Genomic DNA, 20,835 nt, shown 5'->3' with positions numbered 1-20,835 from the left:
TTTTTGAACGCCTCGCGGCAAGGGCGCGAGCGGCAACGCTCACGCTTGCGGGGTTGCCTTCGTCGCGTTCGTCCGCCGCAACAAACGGCTGTGGTCGATCAGCTCCGCGGCCCGCGCCCGCAGTTGCCCGCACCCGCCGTCGATATCCTGCCCGGCGGAATCGCGCACCTTGGTCAGTACGCCGTGGTCGTGCAGGTAGCGCTTCATCAGGTGGATGCGCTCGGCGGACGGGCGCTGATAGTGGTCGCCCTCCACGCTGTTGTACGGAATGATGTTCAGCACGCCGTACTTACCCTTCAGCAGCCGCACCGCGGCGTCCATTTCTTCCTGCGTATCGTTGACACCGGCCAGCAACGTCCACTGGTACTGGATCGGGTAGCCCACGCGGCGGGCGTAGTCCTCGCCCAGCGCCACCAGCTCGGCCGGGCCGTAGCGCGGCGCGCGCGGCAGCAACTGGGCGCGCAGATCGGCGCGGGTGGTGTGCAGCGACAAGGCCAGCGCCGGCTTGACGTGCTGCTGCGGCAGCCGCTCGAACACGCGCGGATCGCCCACCGTGGACAACACCAGGTTCTTGTGGCCGATATGGCCGTCGCTGCCCAACAGGTCGATGGCGTCGAGCACGTTGTCGAGGTTGTGCGCCGGCTCGCCCATGCCCATGAACACCACCTTCTTCACCGGACGGATGCGCCGCGCCAGCGCCACCTGCGCCGCGATCTCGGCGCTGCCGAGCTGGCGCAGCAGGCCGCTCTTGCCGGTCATGCAGAAAGTACAGCCCACCGCGCAGCCCACCTGGCTCGACACGCACAGCCCGTCGCGCGGCAGCAGCACGCTCTCCACCATCTGGCCGTCGTTAAGCTGAACCAGCAGCCGCAACGAGCCGTCCGCCGCCGGGTGCTGCGACTGGATGCGCGCCAGGCCGTCGATCTGCGCCGCAATCGGCGGCAAGCCGTTGCGCACCGACAGCGGAAAATAATCCTCGCTCTTCTGGCGACGGGTGCCGGCGTCCAGCGGCTGCCCCTTGAGCCAGGCGCGTTGGATGCGCCCGATGTGGCAGGGAAGGGCGCCGATCGCGGCGAGAGAGTGCTGGAAATCCTGAATACGCATGGAAAGCTTCTGAATCGTGGTGCTTACGGCGCGGCCTTGCCGCCATCGCTCTGGCAGGCCAGCCCCTTGCCGGCAAAGCCGCCGTACAGCATCAGCTGCCCGGCCACCTTGCGCGAAAGCGCGAAGGTATCCGGCAGGCGGCGGTCGCCCTCGTTCTTCGGCCATACCATCTGCCGCTTCTCGTCCATGAAACCCTGGTAGCGGGCGCCGGCCCGGCTCAGCTCCACCGTCTGCGTCTGGCGGTTGTAGCTGAACTGCGTTTGATCCGGGCAATGAAAACGGCCGTGCAGCGGCTCCTGCTGGCAGGCGCACAGCAAAGCCGGCAGCAGCCAGCAGGCCAGGCGGGGGAGAGCGTTCATCGGGCAAATCGTGGGTGACGGGGTGGGGCGACACTATAGCACGGCATGGGCCAGCCCGGTTTGGCGGCCCGGCCGAATCGACGGCCCCACAGGAGCCCATATCGGCGTGAAATCAAGAGGCAGGGAAGCCGGGTCATCGGCAATGCCACAGCGGCAACCGGGGCGGCGCTCGCGCTGTTCGCCTGCCGAAAATGCCATTGGAGTTATATCCATTTCGGGCGTATTCCCATACAATTTCGTCGCCACCCATCATGACAATGGCAATGCCTCATGCCAGCCCAGCCGTAGCTGGGGAAAACTGGTCCTACACAAGAGAAACCTCATGAAGAAAAGCTTGCTTGCCGGCCTGCTGGCCGCTTCCGTACTATTTACCGGCTGCGCTTCGGTCCCGATGGGCGACCCGAAAGCCGATGCCCAGCTCAAGACCTTTGCGGCACCGCCCGCCGACAAGTCGGGCATCTACATCTACCGCAACAGCTTTGTTGGCCAGGCACTGAAGAAAGACCTGCACCTCAACGGCGAACGCCTCGGCGAAACCGCCAACAAAGTCTATTTCTACCGCCAGGTGGCTCCGGGCAAACAAACCGTCAGCACCGAATCCGAATTCAGCGACAACAGCCTCGACCTGATTACCAATGGCGGCCAGAACTACTTCATCGAGCAATACATCCGCATGGGTGTGTTCGTGGGCGGCGCCAACCTGAAGCTGGTGAGCGACGAGGAAGGCAAGAAGAACGTGCTGGAAACCAAGCTGGCTAAATAAGGCAGGTTATAGGAATGAGAAGGCCCGGCAACGCTGGGCCTTTTTTCTTATGAAATGTCTATCCTGCAAGGCTGGCTAGGGTGAAATTTAACTGATTATAGTAAATATAATATGTGTTTGGTATTTTAAAAATAAATCCAGCATATTAACGCTTGATTGGTTGTGTTCAGCGATTCGGTTTAAATTTAATTACGATGTTTCATGCAATTTGGTTGCATGAAACAATGCGTGATTTCAGTTTATTTGGAAGATATTTATTTAGTTCGCTTGGTAATATGTTTCTTAACGGTTTTCTATCGGGTATAAGGAAGGAACTAAGAGTGCTCTATCTTGTGCTTCTCCAATGAAAACAACTTTTCCTTTAATGTTGTCAGGAATTTTACAGAAATGGTCTCCTGTGAAATCATAGTCAAATGCAATTCTGACAATAAAAAGTTTGGATTTCTCCGATAGGCCTGCATAGGCTAGTTCTTGAGAGGTTGCAAAGCTCATGATAAATAAGAAAGTCACTGAAGCAATGCGGTAAGCTTTGGTGGTGTTTTTTTCTTCGGTGTCTGAAAAGATGATGGAAAAAAACACCAATATTTCTAATGCAATGGCTATAACGATAAGTGCAATAGAGAATATTCCGGTAGCCTTAAGAAATGTGGCAATTGAAAGGGTTAAGGAGAAATTGGTTGCGTCTATTCCATACGATGATGTTAGTGCATCAACTGCTGCTGCTCGGCCGAGCCATACGTGAAGCAGTATAATTAGCCATAAAAACACGCCGGCTATCTTATTGTTTAGAATGCTTCTTACTAATCTAAATCCATAGAAATAGTAGCAGACAATTGATGTGGCTATGAATGACATTGAGTAGACGGAAATTACCTCTGCCATCGGATCTTGGAAGTCTCTTTTCCCAAAATAGAGTAAAACTGGAATAAATAAAAGTAATGATGACCAAGTGACGTGTTTGGCGCGCTCTTCAATGAATACTTTTTCGCCAATTTCGGCCATCGCGCGGGCAATTTTTTCAATTCTGGCAATGACGTAGAGATTTGTGAAAACATATATGATGCCTGAAAAAAACGACAATATAATTATTGTTGCCATTTCAATGGGGGTCATATTTTAAATTCCAGTTTAAGTATGGTATGTGCTGCTGTAGGGTGGGCTGGGCTTGACTTCCATAATCTAGCCTCTGCTGTGTGCAACATATGTATCCACCAGAAACGCCATGAATTTCGGACTTTGCCTTATTCAAATTAATCTATCATGTTGTGGAATGAGTTAATGGCCATTTCTGTGGGTGATTTGAGCTTGGCAAGGGTTGGTAGAGGTGGATTAATTCTCTTCTTCTTCATTGCTCGAAGTGAGATTTACCCCCGGGGGAGGCCGTGACCCAACATATCCTGTTCTTGCTGATGGGATATGCATTGTATGTTTTATCTTAACTCGGTCCCCATTGAGTTCTACTCCATTTGCTTCTGCTTGTATTCTCACGTAACCCCTAAATATCATGTCTTTATATGTAAACCAACCTCTTCTTTCCATCGATTTTAATATTTCACCATAAGGCTTTGTTTTCAGTTTGGCTATAATTCTGGATACTTTCTCTTTGGGGCTGGGGGTGATGGATATGGGCTTTTTTCTCGTTATTCTTTCGTGGCTTTGGTATGTTTGAGAAATGTCAATATGTGTATCCTCTCCATCGGCCGTAGCCCATAGGACATACTCGACATCCTTCTCATTTGTGTGAATTGCCTTTTCGTAGGGTCTTTTCAATTCAACGTTAATCGCATTGATAGCGTTAACTAGACCCCGGCGGTAAATGTCCCAGGTTATTTTTTCTATTTTCTCTTCACTTTCATGGCAAGCCCAAAATATGTGCTCCAGTATTATGTGGATGTAATATGGGAAGCCATCGCTAATCATGGCGATACGCCAATTTACATTATCATCAATGTCAAGATTAAAGTGGTTTAGGGAGTCTGATACCAAAGCTCGCCTTCCCTCGAATGAGAGGCGTGGAAGCTGTATGCATGCTAACTGTCTATGTGATGATTGATGCGCGCCTAGTAGTTCATCAAGTGTCAGCCCGACTGCCGTGAAAATAAATTTTATGTGAGAGCCTCGGTCTCCTAAGCATTTAAGTAATTCGGCAAATTTTCCTCTTTCTATTTCATTCGAAATTGCATCAAATTCGTCAAGGAGCACTATTGGTTGCTTTGAGTGTTGTTTTAATGCAATTTCCAGTAAGGAGGCAGCATCATTGACAGTGTTTATTTGCTGGGATATGTCTTTGGATGACATTTCCTCTGACAGGGAAAATCCACCAATTTTGGAGCTAATGCTTCCGGAGCTGGTTAGTTTTTTATTCCAAAAAGGATTATTGCCAATGGCTGTTTTAATTATATTGGATACTATAGTGTTAAAGGTGTCTTGTTTTGATCCGCCAACGATTATGGGTGATGCATCAGGGCTTTGATGAATATATGCAGCGGTTGATCCTAGTGAGCTTTTTCCTACGCCCCTATCTCCATAAATAAAAACATGTCTTCCTGGTTGAAAGAATGCTTTTTCAATCTGATCTAGATAAAGCTCTCTGCCATGTAGTCGTTCAATGCTGTCGATAGGCTTTGCTGGTGAAACTACTTTTGCTAATTCATTCCCAAAAAGACGTCTGTCATTATATTCATTTATCATGGCTTCTCCTCCAAAAAAGGCATGCTATGCATGCCCTTTTTTTTGAATAGGAAATGTCGCTGCTACCAAAGCTTGAATATGGCTTCCTTTTTAAAACAAGTAGTTAACGATATTGGGCGTGATTATGACTGACAGCAGTTGATCCTAAATTTGAAATTTTGCAATAATTATAACCAAAGTGTGAAAAATAAAAACCACAATTTAGCGCCATCAAGTGGCCTGCATAGGTAGACAGTTAATTGGCTTTCATTTAGCAAACCATGTTTCCAAGAATTTCTTCTCGCTACCCTTAAACCAGAGGTAGGCACCAGACCAAATTGAGCCACATATAGCTGACCAAAGTAAAAATTGCACCCATGCGGAAAACGGTTTGGTAGTATTTGAATCGTTGAAGATACTAACGAGACTCTTAAACGGTTCAGTGAGGCCTGCAGCGAGGAAGAAGATGATGCCGGCAGAGAGAGTTAACCCGGCAAAGTTACCAAGCAATGATATCCACTTGTGCTGCTGACATGTTTTGGTTTGAGCCTGAGTATTGTTTCCTAGAAATTCAGAGTAGGTGATTCGGCGAGGCGTTTCACCACGGAAGAACCAAGGGCGTGACTCACGTTTCGCGCGCTCCCAATCGTGTTTCAGGAGTAGGGATATGCGGTCAATGACCTCACTTAGCTGAGAGTCCTTATTTTCAGTTGTCGTGAGCTGTTTGACTGCTTGAATGAGACCTTTGTCTTCATTGTCAAAGGGGTTCACATTCAAGGATAGTTGGGCGCAATGATATTCAATTGCCCGGTTGTCTCCCTCACGGGTGGCCTTGACGAGTCCATCGGCAAGGCCACGTATTGCTCCCCGCCACTTGGCCCGTTCTTGAGTGACATTCTCAATGTTTATCTTTCGTTCATTAGTGCGAAGTGAGACTAGGGCAGCTACAAGTGCTGCCATGACCGTCGAAGACAATAAGGTTATGGTCGTATCCATTATTCTCAAGCCTAAATATTTGTGCGCTAACTTCTGAGGCAACCACGACCGGAACCCCTAGGTGGAGGGCACCAGCTTGCGTAGTTTTCCAGTCAACTGGTTAATAAAAAAATTTTTAGCTATGGCCAGTTGGATATCACGTTGAAATTATTTCCAGAACCTGTAGCCACATTGAAGTAGGCGTTAACTGCCCGAGCAGTTGGCCACCCCGTTTCACTGAACCCACCACGATCAGTGCTTTTAACCCAATCGAGCTTTCCATCGCAGCCTCCATTCCTACGGAACCAGCTTTTGAATGGTTCTGATGTCAAGGTTGGTACGGATAAAAGAAATGTCTTAAAGTTTTTTGATTCGACTACGGAAGGAAATTGTCGGTCTACTGGGCCATCCTTACCAATGGAATTAACACCTGAAACAGTGCCAGCAGGGGAGGAGCTCATGGAGAAAATGTCTTTGATTGTGACCGGTAGCGACGATGAGTTAAATATATTGACACGCCAATACATGTATACGGCAGCGACATTTCCATCGATACAAACAACCTTTTCAATCCGCTTGGATGGGATGTCGCTTGGTTGAACTTCAACTGTTAGGGTCTCTTGATTGAGATCATTCGCCTTTTTTGATTCGTACCCTTGCCATAATGTTGCCATAAGTGCGGCAATGCTGATGACTAATGCTAAACGAGATTCTGAAATTCTAAGTGTCAACATGATATGTTTTTAATTTTCCATTTGTACAGTAAATGTGGATCCAAGATTGCTGGTTTCTAACCGCCGTAAATTACTTTGCAATCGGGCGTTATTATATTTATTTGATTTTTATAATAATCCATGGGGACAAACTGATATATGGCGGTCTCATAAAGTGCCCATGAGAGCAATTGTATAAATTTTACAATATGCAGGTTTTTTCCATCCTTTTTGTTTGGAAAAAAAATGGCACGCATTTTTTTTCCAAGTTTCATTGGGAAAGGATATGGTGCCAATGCGTTGTTTTCATAATAGCAATGAAAGATTAGGCCATCATTCAGGCTTAGTATTAAGTTGATTCTAAAAGGCTCGTCTTCTTTTGAGCAAAAATTAAATGGGCTTGCCGTGTCTGATATTATTTTATCTATGCCTTTTATTTCTTCGCAAATGAGAAATGTCACAATATTAAGTTGTTCAAACAAGCGAATGTTATACAAAACGTCGTTGATGAAATTGTCACACGTGCCATTCTCGATGTAATCAATCAAACCTTGAAAATCGCCAAATTTATTTATTCTGTATGGGTTGTAATGTTCATCGCCATCATAAGTCCCCGATGCAATTTTGTTTATGAAATGTGGTAGATGATTTGGTTTTATAGGGGTTGGAATTGCAGGTGTGTGCGATCGAATTTTTTGGCTTTAATCAGTCTGGTTAATGCTTCTTTTAGGCTTTTTTCATCTAGTTTTGACTTTACTTCTCCAATGGCATACGTCGTTTCACATGGGAAAAATTTTGCGCCCCCTGATTCAATTTGTAGCGTATGGTTCCTGTCAAAGATTATAAGATCACTTTGGTTTGATGATTCACCGTTCTTATTTATAATGAATCCATCGCCTATTTTCATGTCGGATGCAACAAATTTTTCAATTAACTTCTTGCAAATGCGCTCTCTGTACATTCCAAACTCACCAGAATGGGTTAGCCCGTTGCGAGAGTCTAGAGTAGAAAATAATTCGCGGCAATTTATGAAGTCATTTGCAAATTCATTAACGGCATTATTAATTATGGTTTGTATTTGATTTGTTATGGAGTTCATGGCTGGAGCTTGTTTTAATTGATTGGGTGGCTCTAATAGGGTAGTGATTGTGCATATGCGGCCCTATCTCTTTGTGATTGAATTTTGATATTTTGTAGGCGAGATTTTTTCAATGCGTCATCAAGAAATACTCTTGCGGCAATGCCGCTCCATGGCTTTGTAGTAAATTCCAGAGATTAACAATATCTGGGGTGTCTGAAGCGTTTAGAACCACCTGTGCTTCGGGAAGCTGATTGCGGTAGCGCTGATAGTTTTTGGTGGTAACAAGTGCAGCTTCTAAATCATCAGATGGTGGAGAAATAAGCCCGGCAAAATGCGGCAGGCTCTGTGCAATGACAAGCCCTGCTGGATCGTAGTCCACAAAGGCAAAGACGGGAAGCGATAGGGTATTTAGCAAAGACATCACGTGATCTTGCCGATAGACCGGACTTCCCCTAAAAACCACTAGGGGATTTTCGCCGGAGCGAGAGAGGGTGAAGGTGACTTGGTGAATGCTGTCGAAGGCCTCCCAGTTCTCAACCAGCAGAACCGTTGTATGACCACTATTGGAAACCAGCCAGCGCCAGTCGAGATCAAGGTTCGCACCAGCCGGTAGGGTAACGTGCTGTCCATCAAGCAACAGTGATCTACCAGGTAAGGCTTTGACGGCCACGCGATCTGACCGTACAGAAGCATCCGTAAGCTTTTCGTTCCCGCCATGCGCGAGACTTTCAGCTCGGCTCAGCCCATTCCACTGATCAGGAGCCGTGGTTGTCGCATCAATTCCCTCGGTGGCCAACAACAGTTTTCGGATGTCTTCCTTATCTACATCCGAAAATGCTAATGATGCGCCGACTCGCTGGCCGATATTGTAGCCTTCGACAAACCGGCTTAGAACGCCACTAGCGCCGTGCCGCATCTTGTCGCTGTGGTAGACCCGCAATAGGCTGGTAATCAGGCTTTTTTCCATAGCTCGATATCCGTGACTACGATATTGCCAGATCGTGGGTGTCCCCTTGGGGCTTCTCTTCGCTCTATCTGAAATTCTCGCAAACGACCCTTTGGGCCTTTGCCGAGCATCTGGATCGCATGGATGGTATACAGCAGCCATGCTTCATCATCCAACTCTGTGAATTCTTGTTGCTGTCGTTTCCAGTTTACCGCTGACAAAGGCTTCATCGCGGAGCTCGCTGCTTCGAGATAACGATGGAATGCAAGTTGTACGGGTTTCGGCTGAATCACGTTGACTGGCTTGTCCGTGCCATCACCTATCAGATGACCTGCTGCCCTCTCTTTAACAATGGTGATCTTTGCGGCCGGTATGGCTTTTGCCACATCCACAAGTGATTCTCTTGTCTGGGAAGATGACAGATCGGGGTGTACTTTCAAACGCAGGCCAGCGAAACGGGAAGACCAACTTGGCAATGCCTGAATGCTATCAACGTCGGGCAGTTGGTAATCGGGGTTTTTCCGGAGAAAGTGGGCAAATGCACGCAGACGCCGGGCCTCTGGTTCAACTTGACGCAAGCGATAGAGAAAGGCCTTCAGTACCGCTGTGATATCCAAGTGTGTTGCCCGCCATTCTTGCAGTCGCGTCAATATCTGATGCTGGTAGACAACGAACAGCGGATTTAACAGGGTAGAACCTTCCAGCGTTCCAAGTAAAAGATCGCCTTCCAACATGGAAATGGCCTCTCCAATCTTCTCCGCGCGGTCAAGGTAGAACTCGTTTTGCCGCTGTTTTTCGGCCAAGGTACGAACATTTGCAAACTGATTTTCTGTGATGACGCGAAGACTAAGGAGTTCGTTGTTCACCAGGGAGGCCAGCTCGAACACTCCAACGTCAAAATCGGACCCATACATCTCCTGATCTTCCAGGCGACTCTCATGACTGGCGTTGACATACTCGACAATCAGCTGCGGTAGCCGGTTGATCAGTTCTCCAAAGTTGGCACCGACTGCGTAGCTGCGCTGACGCTGGAAGACCTCATCAAGATGACGGCCAAGGCTGGGGCTGAGGCGGAAATCATCCTGGAAGTAGGGGATCAATACACGGTGTTGCTGAAGTTGACGTATGCGGCGTTGATTGTCCTCGTCCATTCCAACACCGCCATTGCAATAGGCCGCGGCAATCAAGTGTCGATTTGAGTGAAGCAGTTCCAGATAGGAAATGATGCTGTCGGCACTCTGGCTCACACCAATTCCCCTTGCCCAGAAGAAATTTCCTCCTCTTCGCTCTGGATCGAATCATGCTCCATCAAAAATTCGATAGCCTCCTGGACGAATTCGATCTTGCCCGTGATCTGGTAAATCTCTCGTTCCGGATTCGAAAGCAATAGGTATCCCTTCTCCCTAAAGCTCTTAAGCACCTTGTCTAATCGGGTGCGATCAGTTCCGTCTGCTGGCACCCTGAGCTGGATGGCCAGCATCTGAAGGTCGTTACGAAAACTTGGGTTGGCATCAATGGCCCCCATCAGTTTATTGACCTCGATAGGGGTGCCAACTGACAAAAAATCATCGCTTTGCATGGCCCGCATCACCATGTCCAGAAAGCTGACCACGGGGCGTAGAGTGTGCTTGATTTCGGTAAACACCTCCTTGGCCGCCTTGCGCTCGGGCCCACCCGTAGCGTTGTGCGCGGCGAAGTAGGCTCCCTTATGACGGGTTTCCGCCAAATGTAGCCCGATCTTTCCGAGATATTCGTTGATGGCATGCTGATTGCCGGAATCGCCCAAGAAAAAAAAGCCTTCGTGGTTCGAGACAGGGCAGACAAACTCGCCGGCCAGTAGGGACTGAACGACTTGCTCAAACATTCTCGGCCTCCAATTCCTGGTCAGTCAGTTCTTCACTAAACTCATCCAACGCCAGCCTGGCTTCGGCCAGCCGACGATCCGGTTCGACTGTGAAGCGATGTCTAAACAGTGCAAGGGTGTCTGGGTCAGGATCGGGGAAAGCAGAGACTAATGTGATGTTGTTGCGCTCCAGAAGCTCCACCAAACCAACCACGTTGCCGGCATCGAGATCTTTCAGCTCATCGAGCGCCCATACGATGTTGACTTGAGCATCGCGGCGAATCCGGTTGATGAACGCGACGAAGATGGTGGCCAGCACCAGGTAAGACAGGCCATTGGAAGAGACCGCCTCAAGATCTGAAGCCCGTTTGAAGACGCGGCGATTACCATTCTCGGTCACTTCACCCTGGAGACGGATCAGGCTCTTTAGGTCAGCTCGGATGCCAGTTTTGACCTCCCAGTGCTCGAGCAGCCGCTCAATATTCTGGGCAAACTCCGGAGGTGGTAAATCGTTCGAGGCACCGCCGAGCCACGCACGATGCGCTTCAGCCATCTCGCAAATGGCTGGCCAATACTTCAGCTCCGTGATGGTGGAAACGACTTCGACGCTGACCTTGGAAATGCTTTCGAAAGCGAGGCTGGTATCCAGGTGTTCCTGAAGTTCGCGGTTGAACTGTTGCACACGGCGATGGAACTCATCCATCGTCCGGTGGAAGGCTTTTACTTCTCCGGCAATGTTGACGGCCTCCATCAGCAGGATGCGCTGGTACTCCTGATGTTCTTTGGCAAACCACTGCTTGAATGGAGCAATCCACTCCCTGCTTGGGGTGGGAGATAGGGAGCCTAACGTCGATTGCAGGTACTGCTCTGGCGGGGTGCCCAGGTGTATCCTGAAGCCAGCCGCAACGTCAGAAATGCCACGGCGAATCTCACCGCCAAGCCGTTGGGTGTCCTGCATATATTGATTCGCCAAGCTAGCAAGCGCATCCAGCGTCCACGATGGGTCATAGTCCGTCACAACGACTTCGGGATAGTCTTGCATGCCATCGACTCGCTGCTGCGCCAATCTACGCTGCTCGTACAAGCGGGCCAGGCTCCCGCCAATCTGCTTTATCAGTACCTGTAACTGTTGCTGGCGCTGATTCCATTTTGCATCCAGCTCGGTAATCGCCGTGGCGTACTGCTGCTCCGTTTCCCGTGCCTTGGCTCCATCGGCCACAAATCCGTCATAGGCGGGCCACTGGTTGTCTTTCCAGTAGTTCCATTCCTGTACGTGCTTGATGAAAGTACCAATCGCGGTCAACTCGGTGTTGATACGGGACACCTCATCGTCGATGCCTTTCAGCTTGGCCGTATCAACGCCGTTCTGGCGTAGCACTTCATCACGTTCGGAATCGTATTGGATTAGTTTTGCATCAAGCGCCCCTTGGCGCTCGGCCACGCTGGCATCGATCAGTCTGGTTTCGGTGTCCCTTTTTTGCTGTCGATCACGACGTTTCTGGGCGTATACGGCGCGGCGCTTGGCTGTTTCTGAGTGAGTCTTTTCATCGAAGCTCGAAATGTGCGCTTGCGCTTCTTGCAATGCCTGGTGGGCGACCGCAAAGCGTTGTGTCGCCAGCGTAATGGCTTCTACTTTGTTGGCCTCAACTTGCCTCTTGGCTTCTTCTACTTCCGTTATTGCGGATTGAACTTGAGCAGTAAATTTTTGCACCTGCTGTTCATGTACCTGACAAGCCTGTTCGGCCAATTCACGAGCATCCCCGAGCTGAGCAAGAACAGTGCGGGCAGCCTCCAGTGCCACACGAACGTCCTTGAGCCTTGATTCGGCAAGGACGACCTCTTGTTCTGCGACGCTAACGTCGGCGGCGGGGTGGGCTTCAAGTCGCTCCAGGTTAAGCGACAACCCATAAAGACCGTTGTTTGGTTCGATCAGAGCGGGGACGAGATCGCTGCGATCCAGCAGGTCGCCCCGGATCACCTTGGCTATATCGTCAGACCAGTGAGGGTATTCGTTTCTCAGGAAATGCAGCAGTGTGCCTTCTTCCGGGGCCAGTTGGCGGCGCTTCTCCTCCAGCTCCTTTTCCATCACATCGACAAGTCGGACCGCCGCTGATACCTGTCGCTCCTGATCCTGGAACGTCTGCATCGCTTTGCGATAAGCCAAGTCTAGCCCTCGACGCTGACCCTCTATTGTTTCCTTGCCTTGGCGAGCTGTTTCCAAGGCACCCTGCTTACGTTCTAGAAGTTCAATGGCTTTGGGATCAACAGCCGGGTGTTCCATGGCGTACTGGCAACGGCCATGTTCCTTACTCGCCAACTGAACGGCTTGCTCCAGGGCAGCCCGCTTGTCCTGTGCCACCTGACCCGCCTGCTGCTCCCGTGCCTCAAACACGGCTTCTTGTTCACGAAGCTCTCGGTCGCACGCATCCGTCACCTGGCGAAGGTTCTGCTGGGTGGCATCGCGAAAGGTATTGAAATGGTCTTTCTCGGTCTGCTTCAGGCGCTCATAGCGAGCGGATATTTCCGACTGCGCCCCGAGCAGGGCTGTACGGCGCTCTTCAAGGCTCAGAAGCTCACTGCGAAGGTTCTGTGCGTTGCGCACGCGGGCATCCAGATCTCGAATGCCTTCCTTCTCATAGGCATCGTAGTGGTCCTGAAGTTCTTTTGCCTTGCCCTCGGCAAATATGGCCTTATGTTCCGCCGTGAGCTGATGTCCCGTCAGTTCGCTCCGTTGCTCCTGGAACTGAGTTTTCTCCTCCTCCAGTAAAGTTTCGTGCCGGTGCTGTTCCTGACTTTGCTCATGGGCTTCCTGATCAAGATGCGCGATCAAGCTAAGGTATTTGGCCCGTACTTCTCCTATGGCAAGCTCAACCGCTTGCAACTGGCTCTCGGCGCTTTGAACTGTTTCCATTTTTGGGGCCAAAGCCATGACAGACGTGTAAGCCTTGTACCCCTTCGGCCAGTCTTCAATCTTGCGCCGGTCTCCGGAAATCGAATGCGCCGCCACTTCGTCAGAAACGCAGTCGATGACCATGCTTTGCAGATCGTCAAAGTTGGTCTTACGTCGGAACATGCCACTGACAATCTTCTCGATTTGGCGTAGCGGTTGCTTGATGGTTGTGAAGGAATATTCTTGCGCTAGTTCACGCAGGTAACGCTGATGTTGTCTGTCCGTTGTGGCGCTGGGTACCCCTTGAATAATGCCGCGATACTCGGCCTGGGACTCAATTTGCCGTTCAGAGCATTCGAAGCCCAATAGTCGTAGATGTTTGACAAGGTTCTGCGTATGAACGAAGTCCCCAACAGATGTGACGAACTGGGTTACATCAAAGCCGTGGCGTACAAAACGGTACAGGACCCGATCCCCATTGCGATCGGCATAGGCAATGACCATCCGCTTATGCCCGCCGGGGCGTTGATACTCGAATGCGATATACGAAGTAACACGGGGTAGGTAGTAGCCGATGAAATTTTCACGCCCAGCCTCAGCGGTAACGATCCTGTTGGGACTCTCTCCATAAAAGAGTAATAGCAACTGTAAGAGAGAGGTCTTACCGCGCCCGTTACGTCCAGTCAGAACCGTTCCACCATCAACTGGCAGCTCTACGATACGCCCGGGACACAGGGAGTCCACCAACACCAAGCGCATCAGTAGGAATCCGGTCTCCCCACTTTCCGGTGGGCGATTTGGGGGTACGGGAAGCGCTCCAGGGGCAACGCCAACATCTGTGATCTGACTATCGCCATGAATATACAAATTATTCCCCTGATTGTGCTGATAAGTGGCAAGTCCAAATGGTCGACGAACATGTCTATGAGGCATGCCATTCAAATTAATTATAACATAGGCATGGAGCTCGCATGGGTCATGGCTGGGGGCGCCGAGCTAGGATGGGGTTGATGCCCTGTGGCTTTCCCCGACTTCTCAAGACACTCTCGAGCAGTTGGTGGATGGCCACTGGAGAGCTGGGCCGACACCTCTGACTAGGTAACGCCTCCAATTTTCTTCGCCACTGCTGATCCATCGAGGCCAACCATCCTACTCAGTGTGCTCTTGCGTCATATCAGGCGTGGTGTATTCATTTTTCATTTTCACCTTGTGCTCCATTTTTTGGGGGCGGATTTTTTCGGCCAAAAGAATAAGGAAATCACTTAGATCCATTTTTAGGCCGACACTGATTTTCAACAAACTATCAAATGTTGGTGATCTCTGGCCTAGCTCTAGCAAGGAAATGTGCGTTCTGCTTATTTCTGATTCAAAACCCAACTCTTCCTGGGTCAGTCGCATCTCTCTTCTGAGCTGTCTGAGTGCCTTTCCAAATATTTGATTATGGTTCATTTTCATGTCTTTCTTTAATTGACCAGTTCTTGCTTTCTGAGAGCAGTCTTAGTATGCCAATGGCGCGAGTATGAAACAGAAAAATTCCTCCGCCTGATTCGGTGTTTGCAACTGCATCCGACAGGCACCCATATTTTGCTTCGTGCCTTATTCTTATCACGCTAATTCCTGTTATTGCTGAGAGTTCTTTCGTTGTCAGCGTTTCTTGATTAATGCCACTGAGGTGATTTTCAGTTTTCTGTGCTCGTTTCCTTCCTCTGCCTGCCCGACTTTGGTAAGTCTCGGCAAGATTAATTTTTTGCAATACATCATCTGTAATGTCTTTTCTCCTGAATGCATAAGTTAACCCGCCATCAATGGCCGGCCCGTGTACAGGGAGAATGCCAATCGATATGATTCGATCTGCCAGGTTGGTTGGATTGCACATTAATTTCTGAGCAATTTCATGGGTAAATACATATGTTTCGCGAAATTCGGCGAGGTCTTTTATCTCCATGCAAGCTTGCCGCTTGGCAAGCGATTTTGCTGTCAGGAGCTTTGCCTTGATTAAGCGGTAGACAGCATCCGGATAGATCTCCAAAAATTCTGCCGCCTTACGGACGGACAACAAGTTGTCATTCTCACCAACAGTCGTGAGCATTTTACATAGAGAGAGACTTGGCAGGCCAAGTGCAGGGTCGAAGGCCGTAACCCGGGTGTACTGTCCATCAATGTCCAGTAAGAGATCTAACCTTTTGGCATGGTCGATTCCATAGTGGTCAAATCGAACGACTTTGCCATTTAGTACGGGTTCGCTCAGATGTGATAATCGGTGCAAAAGCCTTGCCAAACTCTTTCCATCAATGATTTCCTGCTTATCAATTCGCCTTCGATGGGCTACGCAATTGTTGGCGGCATAAGTCAGGACTTCTTTTCTGAGCAGTGTCTTGATGATGTGTGATGACACATTCAATGTGGTGGCTACCGTCGCCATGGGCAGAGCAGGGACTGCATCTTCTGGCGAGTAGCTGTTCACTACCAGTGTGGGACGCTTTGTGTGCAGCCAATAGCTTGCAATCGATGCCAGCTCGGCATCGAAATTGGCATCCAGCCCTAGGCCAAGCAGTAAGCTGGTAGCGGCATGCCTTGGTCCGAGAGTGGGGTACGCCATATACCGCTTTTCAACCTGGTTGATAACGGCGTGCTGAAACGATGGGGTCGACTGGAGCTGAGTGTCTGTTACGTCCAGTGTCGCTTGATGCATCTGCTCATGGCCGACCGCCGCCAGGCGTGTGAGATCCGGTAGTTCCCCCTCTAGTGCCAGTAGCACGAGTGTGACGTACCGCATCAATTGATGTGGCAGCAACTCGTTTACTGGAATGGGCTGCCAAGCAGGGTCTGCAGGCAGGGTTGGTGCGTCTGCAAGCGGGTAGCCACATACACACTGCCGCAGCGATGAGTAACGCCAGCTGACATGTCGTTGGCATGATGGACAATGTTCAACAAGAAGAACGCGGTGCCTGGCGCAGGCGGTTTGTAAGCGCCAGTCCCAACTGGCCTGTTGAATGTGAGCTTCTTTCAAACACAGGGGGCACCAAGCGCGATGTTTGTCCCGAAGCATCTCAAGCGGCCACAGTTTTTCCTGGTGGCGGAATTTGCGGAATTTCCCGACGCGTACATCGAGTGGCTGCACGATGGTGTCCAAGCGGCTAGCAGGGATATTGAGCTCCTTGCCAAGAAGCGCTAGGTCATAAATTCCAAACTGGGGAATGAGCGAAGGCTGCGAAGGGTAGGTGGCATAGGTACTAAGAAATTCGCGCAATTCTTGCACGTGGCGCAAGCAGTTGAGTTCTGCAACCCTCAGAAGATAGCCCGCCAGGTTTTCCCGGATATCTGGGGCAGGGCGTATCAGCAAGCGGAAGCAATCAGCGGGATCCGTTGATAAGGTGTTCATGCTCGAACCTCCTTGAGCTGGGTAACCCACTGCTCGATTGCCTCCGTACTTTCACTGAATGGATTGGCGCGAAGCTTACGGTTTTGTGCCAGGTAACGGTCAAAGCAAAGCACAAGATGCGTTTTTTCAATCCGTGGGCAACCTTGCATCAATGCTGTGCGTACAGCCTTCTGAAGCAACGTGGCAAGGGCGCGGAAATTACCGCCTGTTGCCAAGTAAAACCTGGCCGGCATGTCTTCATCGCACAGTCCACTGACTTTCTCCATGGGAAGGCCTTGTTCATAGCAGTTGAGTAGCCGTTCAAAATCTGTTGGCTTTTCTATCCAGTTAAAGGCGGACATTGCCATGCGCAATGGGAATCTACCGGCTAACTGTGGGCTACACTCCAGTACCGCTGCGGCACTAGGCATGCCTACCAATATAAATGACAACCCAGTTTGATTAATCAGGCTCTTGATTGCATCTGCGACGACTTCGATCCGTCGGACTGTACCGCGTTCTACCAAGTGTTGAAATTCATCCAGGATGATCATCCTGGCATAGCAGCGTGATAATAATTGAATCAGCCGAGTGTGCTTGTACTCGATATTGCCACGATCCGGGTAGGGGGCTTTTAGACACGCCAATATAGCCGTAAATAATCCTGATATTGTCGCAGGTAGCGGCAGTGATGCTAAAAGCACGGGTATTTCTGTGTGATCACCATTGATAAAGTGGGGGTGTAGTGAGTAGAAAGTTTCAAGTAGTCTTGACTTTCCCACCCCGGTATCCCCAGTAATGAGCATGCACTGTGGTTCCGCACAATCAATCGACTCTTCAAAGCAACTTTCCATCTCAGCTAAAATGGCGTTGAAGTACGGGTGCCGAATAAGGATGCGCTTCATTTCTAGACATTTTTGGCGGATGTCAGAATAGGGGGCGTTCATTTGCTGCCTCCTTCTAAAGGAAGGCGTTCCAAAGACCATCCAGCCGGGGATGAAGCTTCCTCCCAGGCATGGTTTTCAGGCGATACTGGAGCGCTGATTTGAACATCCCCTTTGGTTGAGCGTCGCGATGCTTGTTTTTTCTTGCGTTGTGTCTGCTTCAGCCGTTTTTCTGCCTGTAGATGCGTCTGATGGACATCTCGGCGTAACTTGGCTTTTTCTTGCCGAACCAGCTCTGCATCAGCTCCAATTGGGTCCGTAGTGTCCTGTTTGTGAGCTTTGCGTGCTCGCTGGAAATCCAGCCATGACGTGCCGGGCTCAACATTGACCGTCAGACACTCTAGTTTGATGAGCGCCTTGTTAAGCGGGTCATAGATGTATGCTTGGGTGACATCCTCCGGGTCGATGCGCAGCATGACCTTGCTCTTGGCTGGAAGCTTCTGTTGCAGGTGGATCAGGTACGGATGGTGATAGATCAAGCCTGGAACGCCGATTCGACCATCACAGATGGTCCGCTCAAAGGCCAGTCCGGTCTCGACTTCGAGACTGAGACTTTGTGGTAACGGGGGGACAGGATGTTCGTCGACCAAGCGCGTCCAGCACTGCAGCGGAGTTTCGCCCAGTTCGTGATGACGGGTGTTGTGGTAGTCGACCACGACCCAGCGAAAAACCATCTGCCGCAGTTCGTGTAGAGTCAGGCTGGCGAGCTTCTCCGACGGGTAGTCGCCGCGTTCAACTGGGTTCGACCAGGTGGTGCCCGGTAGCTTGTGTATCAGGCGCCGGTTCAACGTGCCGATAAAACGCTCAACCGCACCTTTGTACCAAGGCTTACCTGGTGGGCAGTACTGCATATCCGCGTGGAGGTCGGCACAAAACTGCTTGTGAACATTGCTGTGAAATTCTGGACCATTGTCCATGCAGATAAGACGGAATTGGCCTTCGACCGGCCAAGTGAAGCCTAGGCATTCAGGGATATCGTCGAGGATGACCTGTTTGCTGGTGACGGCTTGTCGCAAGCACATCAAGACGGCAATCGACGATGGCGGTTCGAGGTCGATATAAATGCCAACAACCATCCGCGAGCGGCGGTCGATGGCGACTGTTACTGTCGGCCTACCAAGTGGTTCTCTGGTAATTGGGTGAACAATGATGATGTCGAGCCGGGTGTGGTCGATCTCGACACGCTCCAGGGCAAACAGTGCGACAGGTCCTCGATCCCGGGTGCGGAAGTAGCGACGGGCGTGTTTTTCACCCATTCGTCTCGCCATGACGATAAATGGATCAAGGAGCCGCTTGATCAGCTTACAAAAACCACTGTAGCTGACTGCCCGTAGCCATTCTCCTTTGGGGCGTTGACGATTAGCTTCGATTACCCGGTCGCACAACTCAGCATGTGCATCTATCCGACTATTGCGTGCACGGCTTAGGTAATAGGTATCGATGGTTTCGTAGAAAAGCTCGATCACCTCAACGTCAATCTGTCCTTTACGACGCCCACAATTAGCAGTCCTGGGCGCAAGGGCAAGTGGATCTTCGTTGTTATCGAGAAAGTTTCGGCACCAACGGTAGATTGTGATGCTGCTGGGGGGCTTGGCATCGCGAAGTTGCTTTGCCACCACGGCAATAACAGGCAAAGTTTCCTGCTCTCGTGAGTAGTGCTCAGTTTGCGCAAGGACTGCGCGAACATAGGCCATGCTCCTTTGAAGCTTGGGACGATGCTTGGCTGGCAAGGCGGAAGGTATGGGCGGCAGGCCATCCTCGCGAAACAGAACATCTTGGTTGGTAATGACCTTGAGCTGGCCATGCTGCAAATAGTCCGCAACTTCATCCTGCGTGAGATGCGTGATGGATGAGGTCCGCTCATTGAGTAATGAAACTTGCCAATCAGCCTGGACATGCAGGACTCGGTAGTGAGTGTTATGGAGGGTTACCGAAAACCCTTCTCTGAGATCAAGAGCCATCACCACGCTCCTTTCGCCGGCCAGACTACTAGGGACCGGCTAACCACGCGGTGTTCATCGTAGACGAGCCAACCTCGCCACATCAGGTGATACAACTTTGCGAGATCAGTCTTATGCCAGCCAAACTGTTCCAATAACCACTGCAGGCAGAATGTCTTGCCGTCGTCGAAAGCGTAATGGATTCGATCTCGATCCTGCCGCGAGACGAACATGTCTGCGTAATGCTTCAGGAAATTGAGATTGTTCAAGACAGGCTGCCGGCGAATTTCGTACTCGTCTTTGACTACATACTCGTATCCGTACATTGCCAAGGCTTGTCGGATGCAATCGCTTTGTTGTCGAAACAAGTCTGAACTAGCCACATCATGAGGCTTGACCTCGTAGAGAGTGGGCAAGCGGTGGGGGTCATGCCAGCACGCTTTGAAATCCGGTGTGTAACGGTGCCACTTGCCTTGAAAACAGTAATCGAAGGTTTCTGGCTGGCCGTAGATCTCGCGTATGGCCAGGTTTGACTCAAGATGCAAAAGCCAGTCTCGTTCCAACGTACTTTCCCACGGTATCAGCCCTGCCATTTTGAAGCTGTAGGACAGGCCAATGACCTTGGAGCTGTTGACGTTGTGAATCTTGCGTATGGAGGGGATCAGCATGATGGATCACCCCCTTGAGTCGATGAGGGAGGGGCTGATCGAAAGTGAGGGGCCATTAGCCTGGCTAACAGCAGCTGTGTTTCCAGCCAGGCTTCCAAGTGGCATGCAGCCATAAAAGAGCGGAATGACATCCGCAGTGGTTGGAGTCTGGGCGCGAGATAGAGGTCAAGACCGACTCTCTTGATCAGCGACAGTGCCAGGTGTGGCCGGGGCCGGGAGATTGGTGGATGTAGCCGGTCCAACAATTTAGCCAAGTCATGTTTGCGTACTCGCGAGCAACAAGGCTTGGGTACAGAAGGGCGGCGCCCGGGGTCGAGCAAGTTCGTTGCGCATAATGGCAGATGGTATTTCATGGCTTTTCCTTTGCAACTTTCTACCGGATGGGCATCCAGTTATTGCTAGGACGAGCGGGGGCAGCCTCGGGCGAAACTGCCCTTGACTGTCCCTTTCGGAAAAGCCAGAATGAAACCACCTAGACCGCAAATCTAGTTAGCTTCAAACCAGCCCTCAAGTTTTCAGAGAACTTTGGGGGCTTTTCTTTTCCGTGCTCGTTAACTTAATCAACATGCACAAAGTTA

General features: G+C 50.5%; 18 protein-coding genes. 1 reads left to right on the top strand and 17 read right to left on the bottom strand.

Annotated features, from left to right (window positions below):
- Positions 1-39 precede the first annotated feature (39 nt).
- Entirely contained in the window at positions 40-1,104 is a 1,065-nt protein-coding gene (locus AC3WG5_RS02975; protein ID WP_492567721.1) for an RNA methyltransferase, read from the bottom strand.
- 23 nt (positions 1,105-1,127) lie between these two features.
- On the bottom strand, positions 1,128-1,463 hold the full coding sequence (locus AC3WG5_RS02970; protein ID WP_492567720.1) for a hypothetical protein: 336 nt from the start codon (positions 1,461-1,463) through the stop codon (positions 1,128-1,130).
- 322 nt (positions 1,464-1,785) lie between these two features.
- Between AC3WG5_RS02970 and AC3WG5_RS02965 the strand changes: the two genes are divergently transcribed.
- Complete coding sequence (locus AC3WG5_RS02965; protein WP_008954074.1) at positions 1,786-2,226, top strand: DUF2846 domain-containing protein; 441 nt, start codon at positions 1,786-1,788, stop codon at positions 2,224-2,226.
- Positions 2,227-2,508: 282 nt separating this feature from the next.
- Here the strand turns inward: AC3WG5_RS02965 and AC3WG5_RS02960 are convergent, their stop codons facing one another.
- The 15 genes from AC3WG5_RS02960 to AC3WG5_RS02890 form a co-directional block, all read right to left on the bottom strand.
- Positions 2,509-3,339, bottom strand: coding sequence for a hypothetical protein (locus tag AC3WG5_RS02960; protein WP_492567719.1), 831 nt, complete (start codon positions 3,337-3,339; stop codon positions 2,509-2,511).
- 216 nt (positions 3,340-3,555) lie between these two features.
- Positions 3,556-4,917: an ATP-binding protein gene (locus AC3WG5_RS02955; protein ID WP_492567718.1), complete on the bottom strand. Its 1,362-nt coding sequence runs from the start codon at positions 4,915-4,917 to the stop codon at positions 3,556-3,558.
- Between the two features lie 246 nt (positions 4,918-5,163).
- On the bottom strand, positions 5,164-5,892 hold the full coding sequence (locus tag AC3WG5_RS02950; protein WP_492567717.1) for a hypothetical protein: 729 nt from the start codon (positions 5,890-5,892) through the stop codon (positions 5,164-5,166).
- 119 nt (positions 5,893-6,011) lie between these two features.
- A complete protein-coding gene (locus AC3WG5_RS02945; protein ID WP_492567716.1) occupies positions 6,012-6,605 on the bottom strand; it encodes a hypothetical protein in 594 nt (197 codons plus the stop codon).
- A 56-nt stretch (positions 6,606-6,661) separates the two neighbouring features.
- Positions 6,662-7,066 (bottom strand): hypothetical protein, encoded by a 405-nt coding sequence (locus AC3WG5_RS02940; protein ID WP_492567715.1) that lies wholly within the window; start codon positions 7,064-7,066, stop codon positions 6,662-6,664.
- A 173-nt stretch (positions 7,067-7,239) separates the two neighbouring features.
- Positions 7,240-7,683 (bottom strand): DUF6602 domain-containing protein, encoded by a 444-nt coding sequence (locus AC3WG5_RS02935; protein ID WP_492567714.1) that lies wholly within the window; start codon positions 7,681-7,683, stop codon positions 7,240-7,242.
- A gap of 109 nt (positions 7,684-7,792) precedes the next feature.
- The gene (locus AC3WG5_RS02930; protein ID WP_492567713.1) at positions 7,793-8,632 is read right to left on the bottom strand and encodes a DUF7281 domain-containing protein; all 840 of its coding nucleotides are present in this window, start codon (positions 8,630-8,632) and stop codon (positions 7,793-7,795) included.
- Positions 8,617-9,858, bottom strand: a complete 1,242-nt coding sequence (locus tag AC3WG5_RS02925; protein ID WP_492567712.1) for a hypothetical protein — start codon at positions 9,856-9,858, stop codon at positions 8,617-8,619. The genes AC3WG5_RS02930 and AC3WG5_RS02925 overlap by 16 nt, the downstream gene beginning before the upstream one ends.
- Complete coding sequence (locus AC3WG5_RS02920; protein WP_492567711.1) at positions 9,855-10,475, bottom strand: condensin complex protein MksE; 621 nt, start codon at positions 10,473-10,475, stop codon at positions 9,855-9,857. Before AC3WG5_RS02920 ends, AC3WG5_RS02925 begins: the two co-directional genes overlap by 4 nt.
- Positions 10,468-14,103: an ATP-binding protein gene (locus tag AC3WG5_RS02915; protein WP_492567710.1), complete on the bottom strand. Its 3,636-nt coding sequence runs from the start codon at positions 14,101-14,103 to the stop codon at positions 10,468-10,470. Before AC3WG5_RS02915 ends, AC3WG5_RS02920 begins: the two co-directional genes overlap by 8 nt.
- 390 nt (positions 14,104-14,493) lie before the next feature.
- Positions 14,494-14,799, bottom strand: a complete 306-nt coding sequence (locus AC3WG5_RS02910) for a helix-turn-helix domain-containing protein (protein ID WP_492567709.1) — start codon at positions 14,797-14,799, stop codon at positions 14,494-14,496.
- Complete coding sequence (locus AC3WG5_RS02905; RefSeq protein WP_492567708.1) at positions 14,783-16,726, bottom strand: TniQ family protein; 1,944 nt, start codon at positions 16,724-16,726, stop codon at positions 14,783-14,785. Before AC3WG5_RS02905 ends, AC3WG5_RS02910 begins: the two co-directional genes overlap by 17 nt.
- Positions 16,723-17,652: a TniB family NTP-binding protein gene (locus AC3WG5_RS02900; RefSeq protein ID WP_492567707.1), complete on the bottom strand. Its 930-nt coding sequence runs from the start codon at positions 17,650-17,652 to the stop codon at positions 16,723-16,725. The genes AC3WG5_RS02905 and AC3WG5_RS02900 overlap by 4 nt, the downstream gene beginning before the upstream one ends.
- Positions 17,649-19,610, bottom strand: a complete 1,962-nt coding sequence (locus AC3WG5_RS02895; protein WP_492567706.1) for a TnsB C-terminal domain-containing protein — start codon at positions 19,608-19,610, stop codon at positions 17,649-17,651. The genes AC3WG5_RS02900 and AC3WG5_RS02895 overlap by 4 nt, the downstream gene beginning before the upstream one ends.
- The gene (locus AC3WG5_RS02890) at positions 19,610-20,257 is read right to left on the bottom strand and encodes a TnsA endonuclease N-terminal domain-containing protein (protein ID WP_492567705.1); all 648 of its coding nucleotides are present in this window, start codon (positions 20,255-20,257) and stop codon (positions 19,610-19,612) included. Before AC3WG5_RS02890 ends, AC3WG5_RS02895 begins: the two co-directional genes overlap by 1 nt.
- Positions 20,258-20,835: the final 578 nt, after the last annotated feature.

The sequence above is a fragment of the Pseudogulbenkiania sp. FW507-F1 genome (genome assembly GCF_058781125.1).
This window is presented reverse-complemented; position numbering and strand designations above follow the sequence as displayed.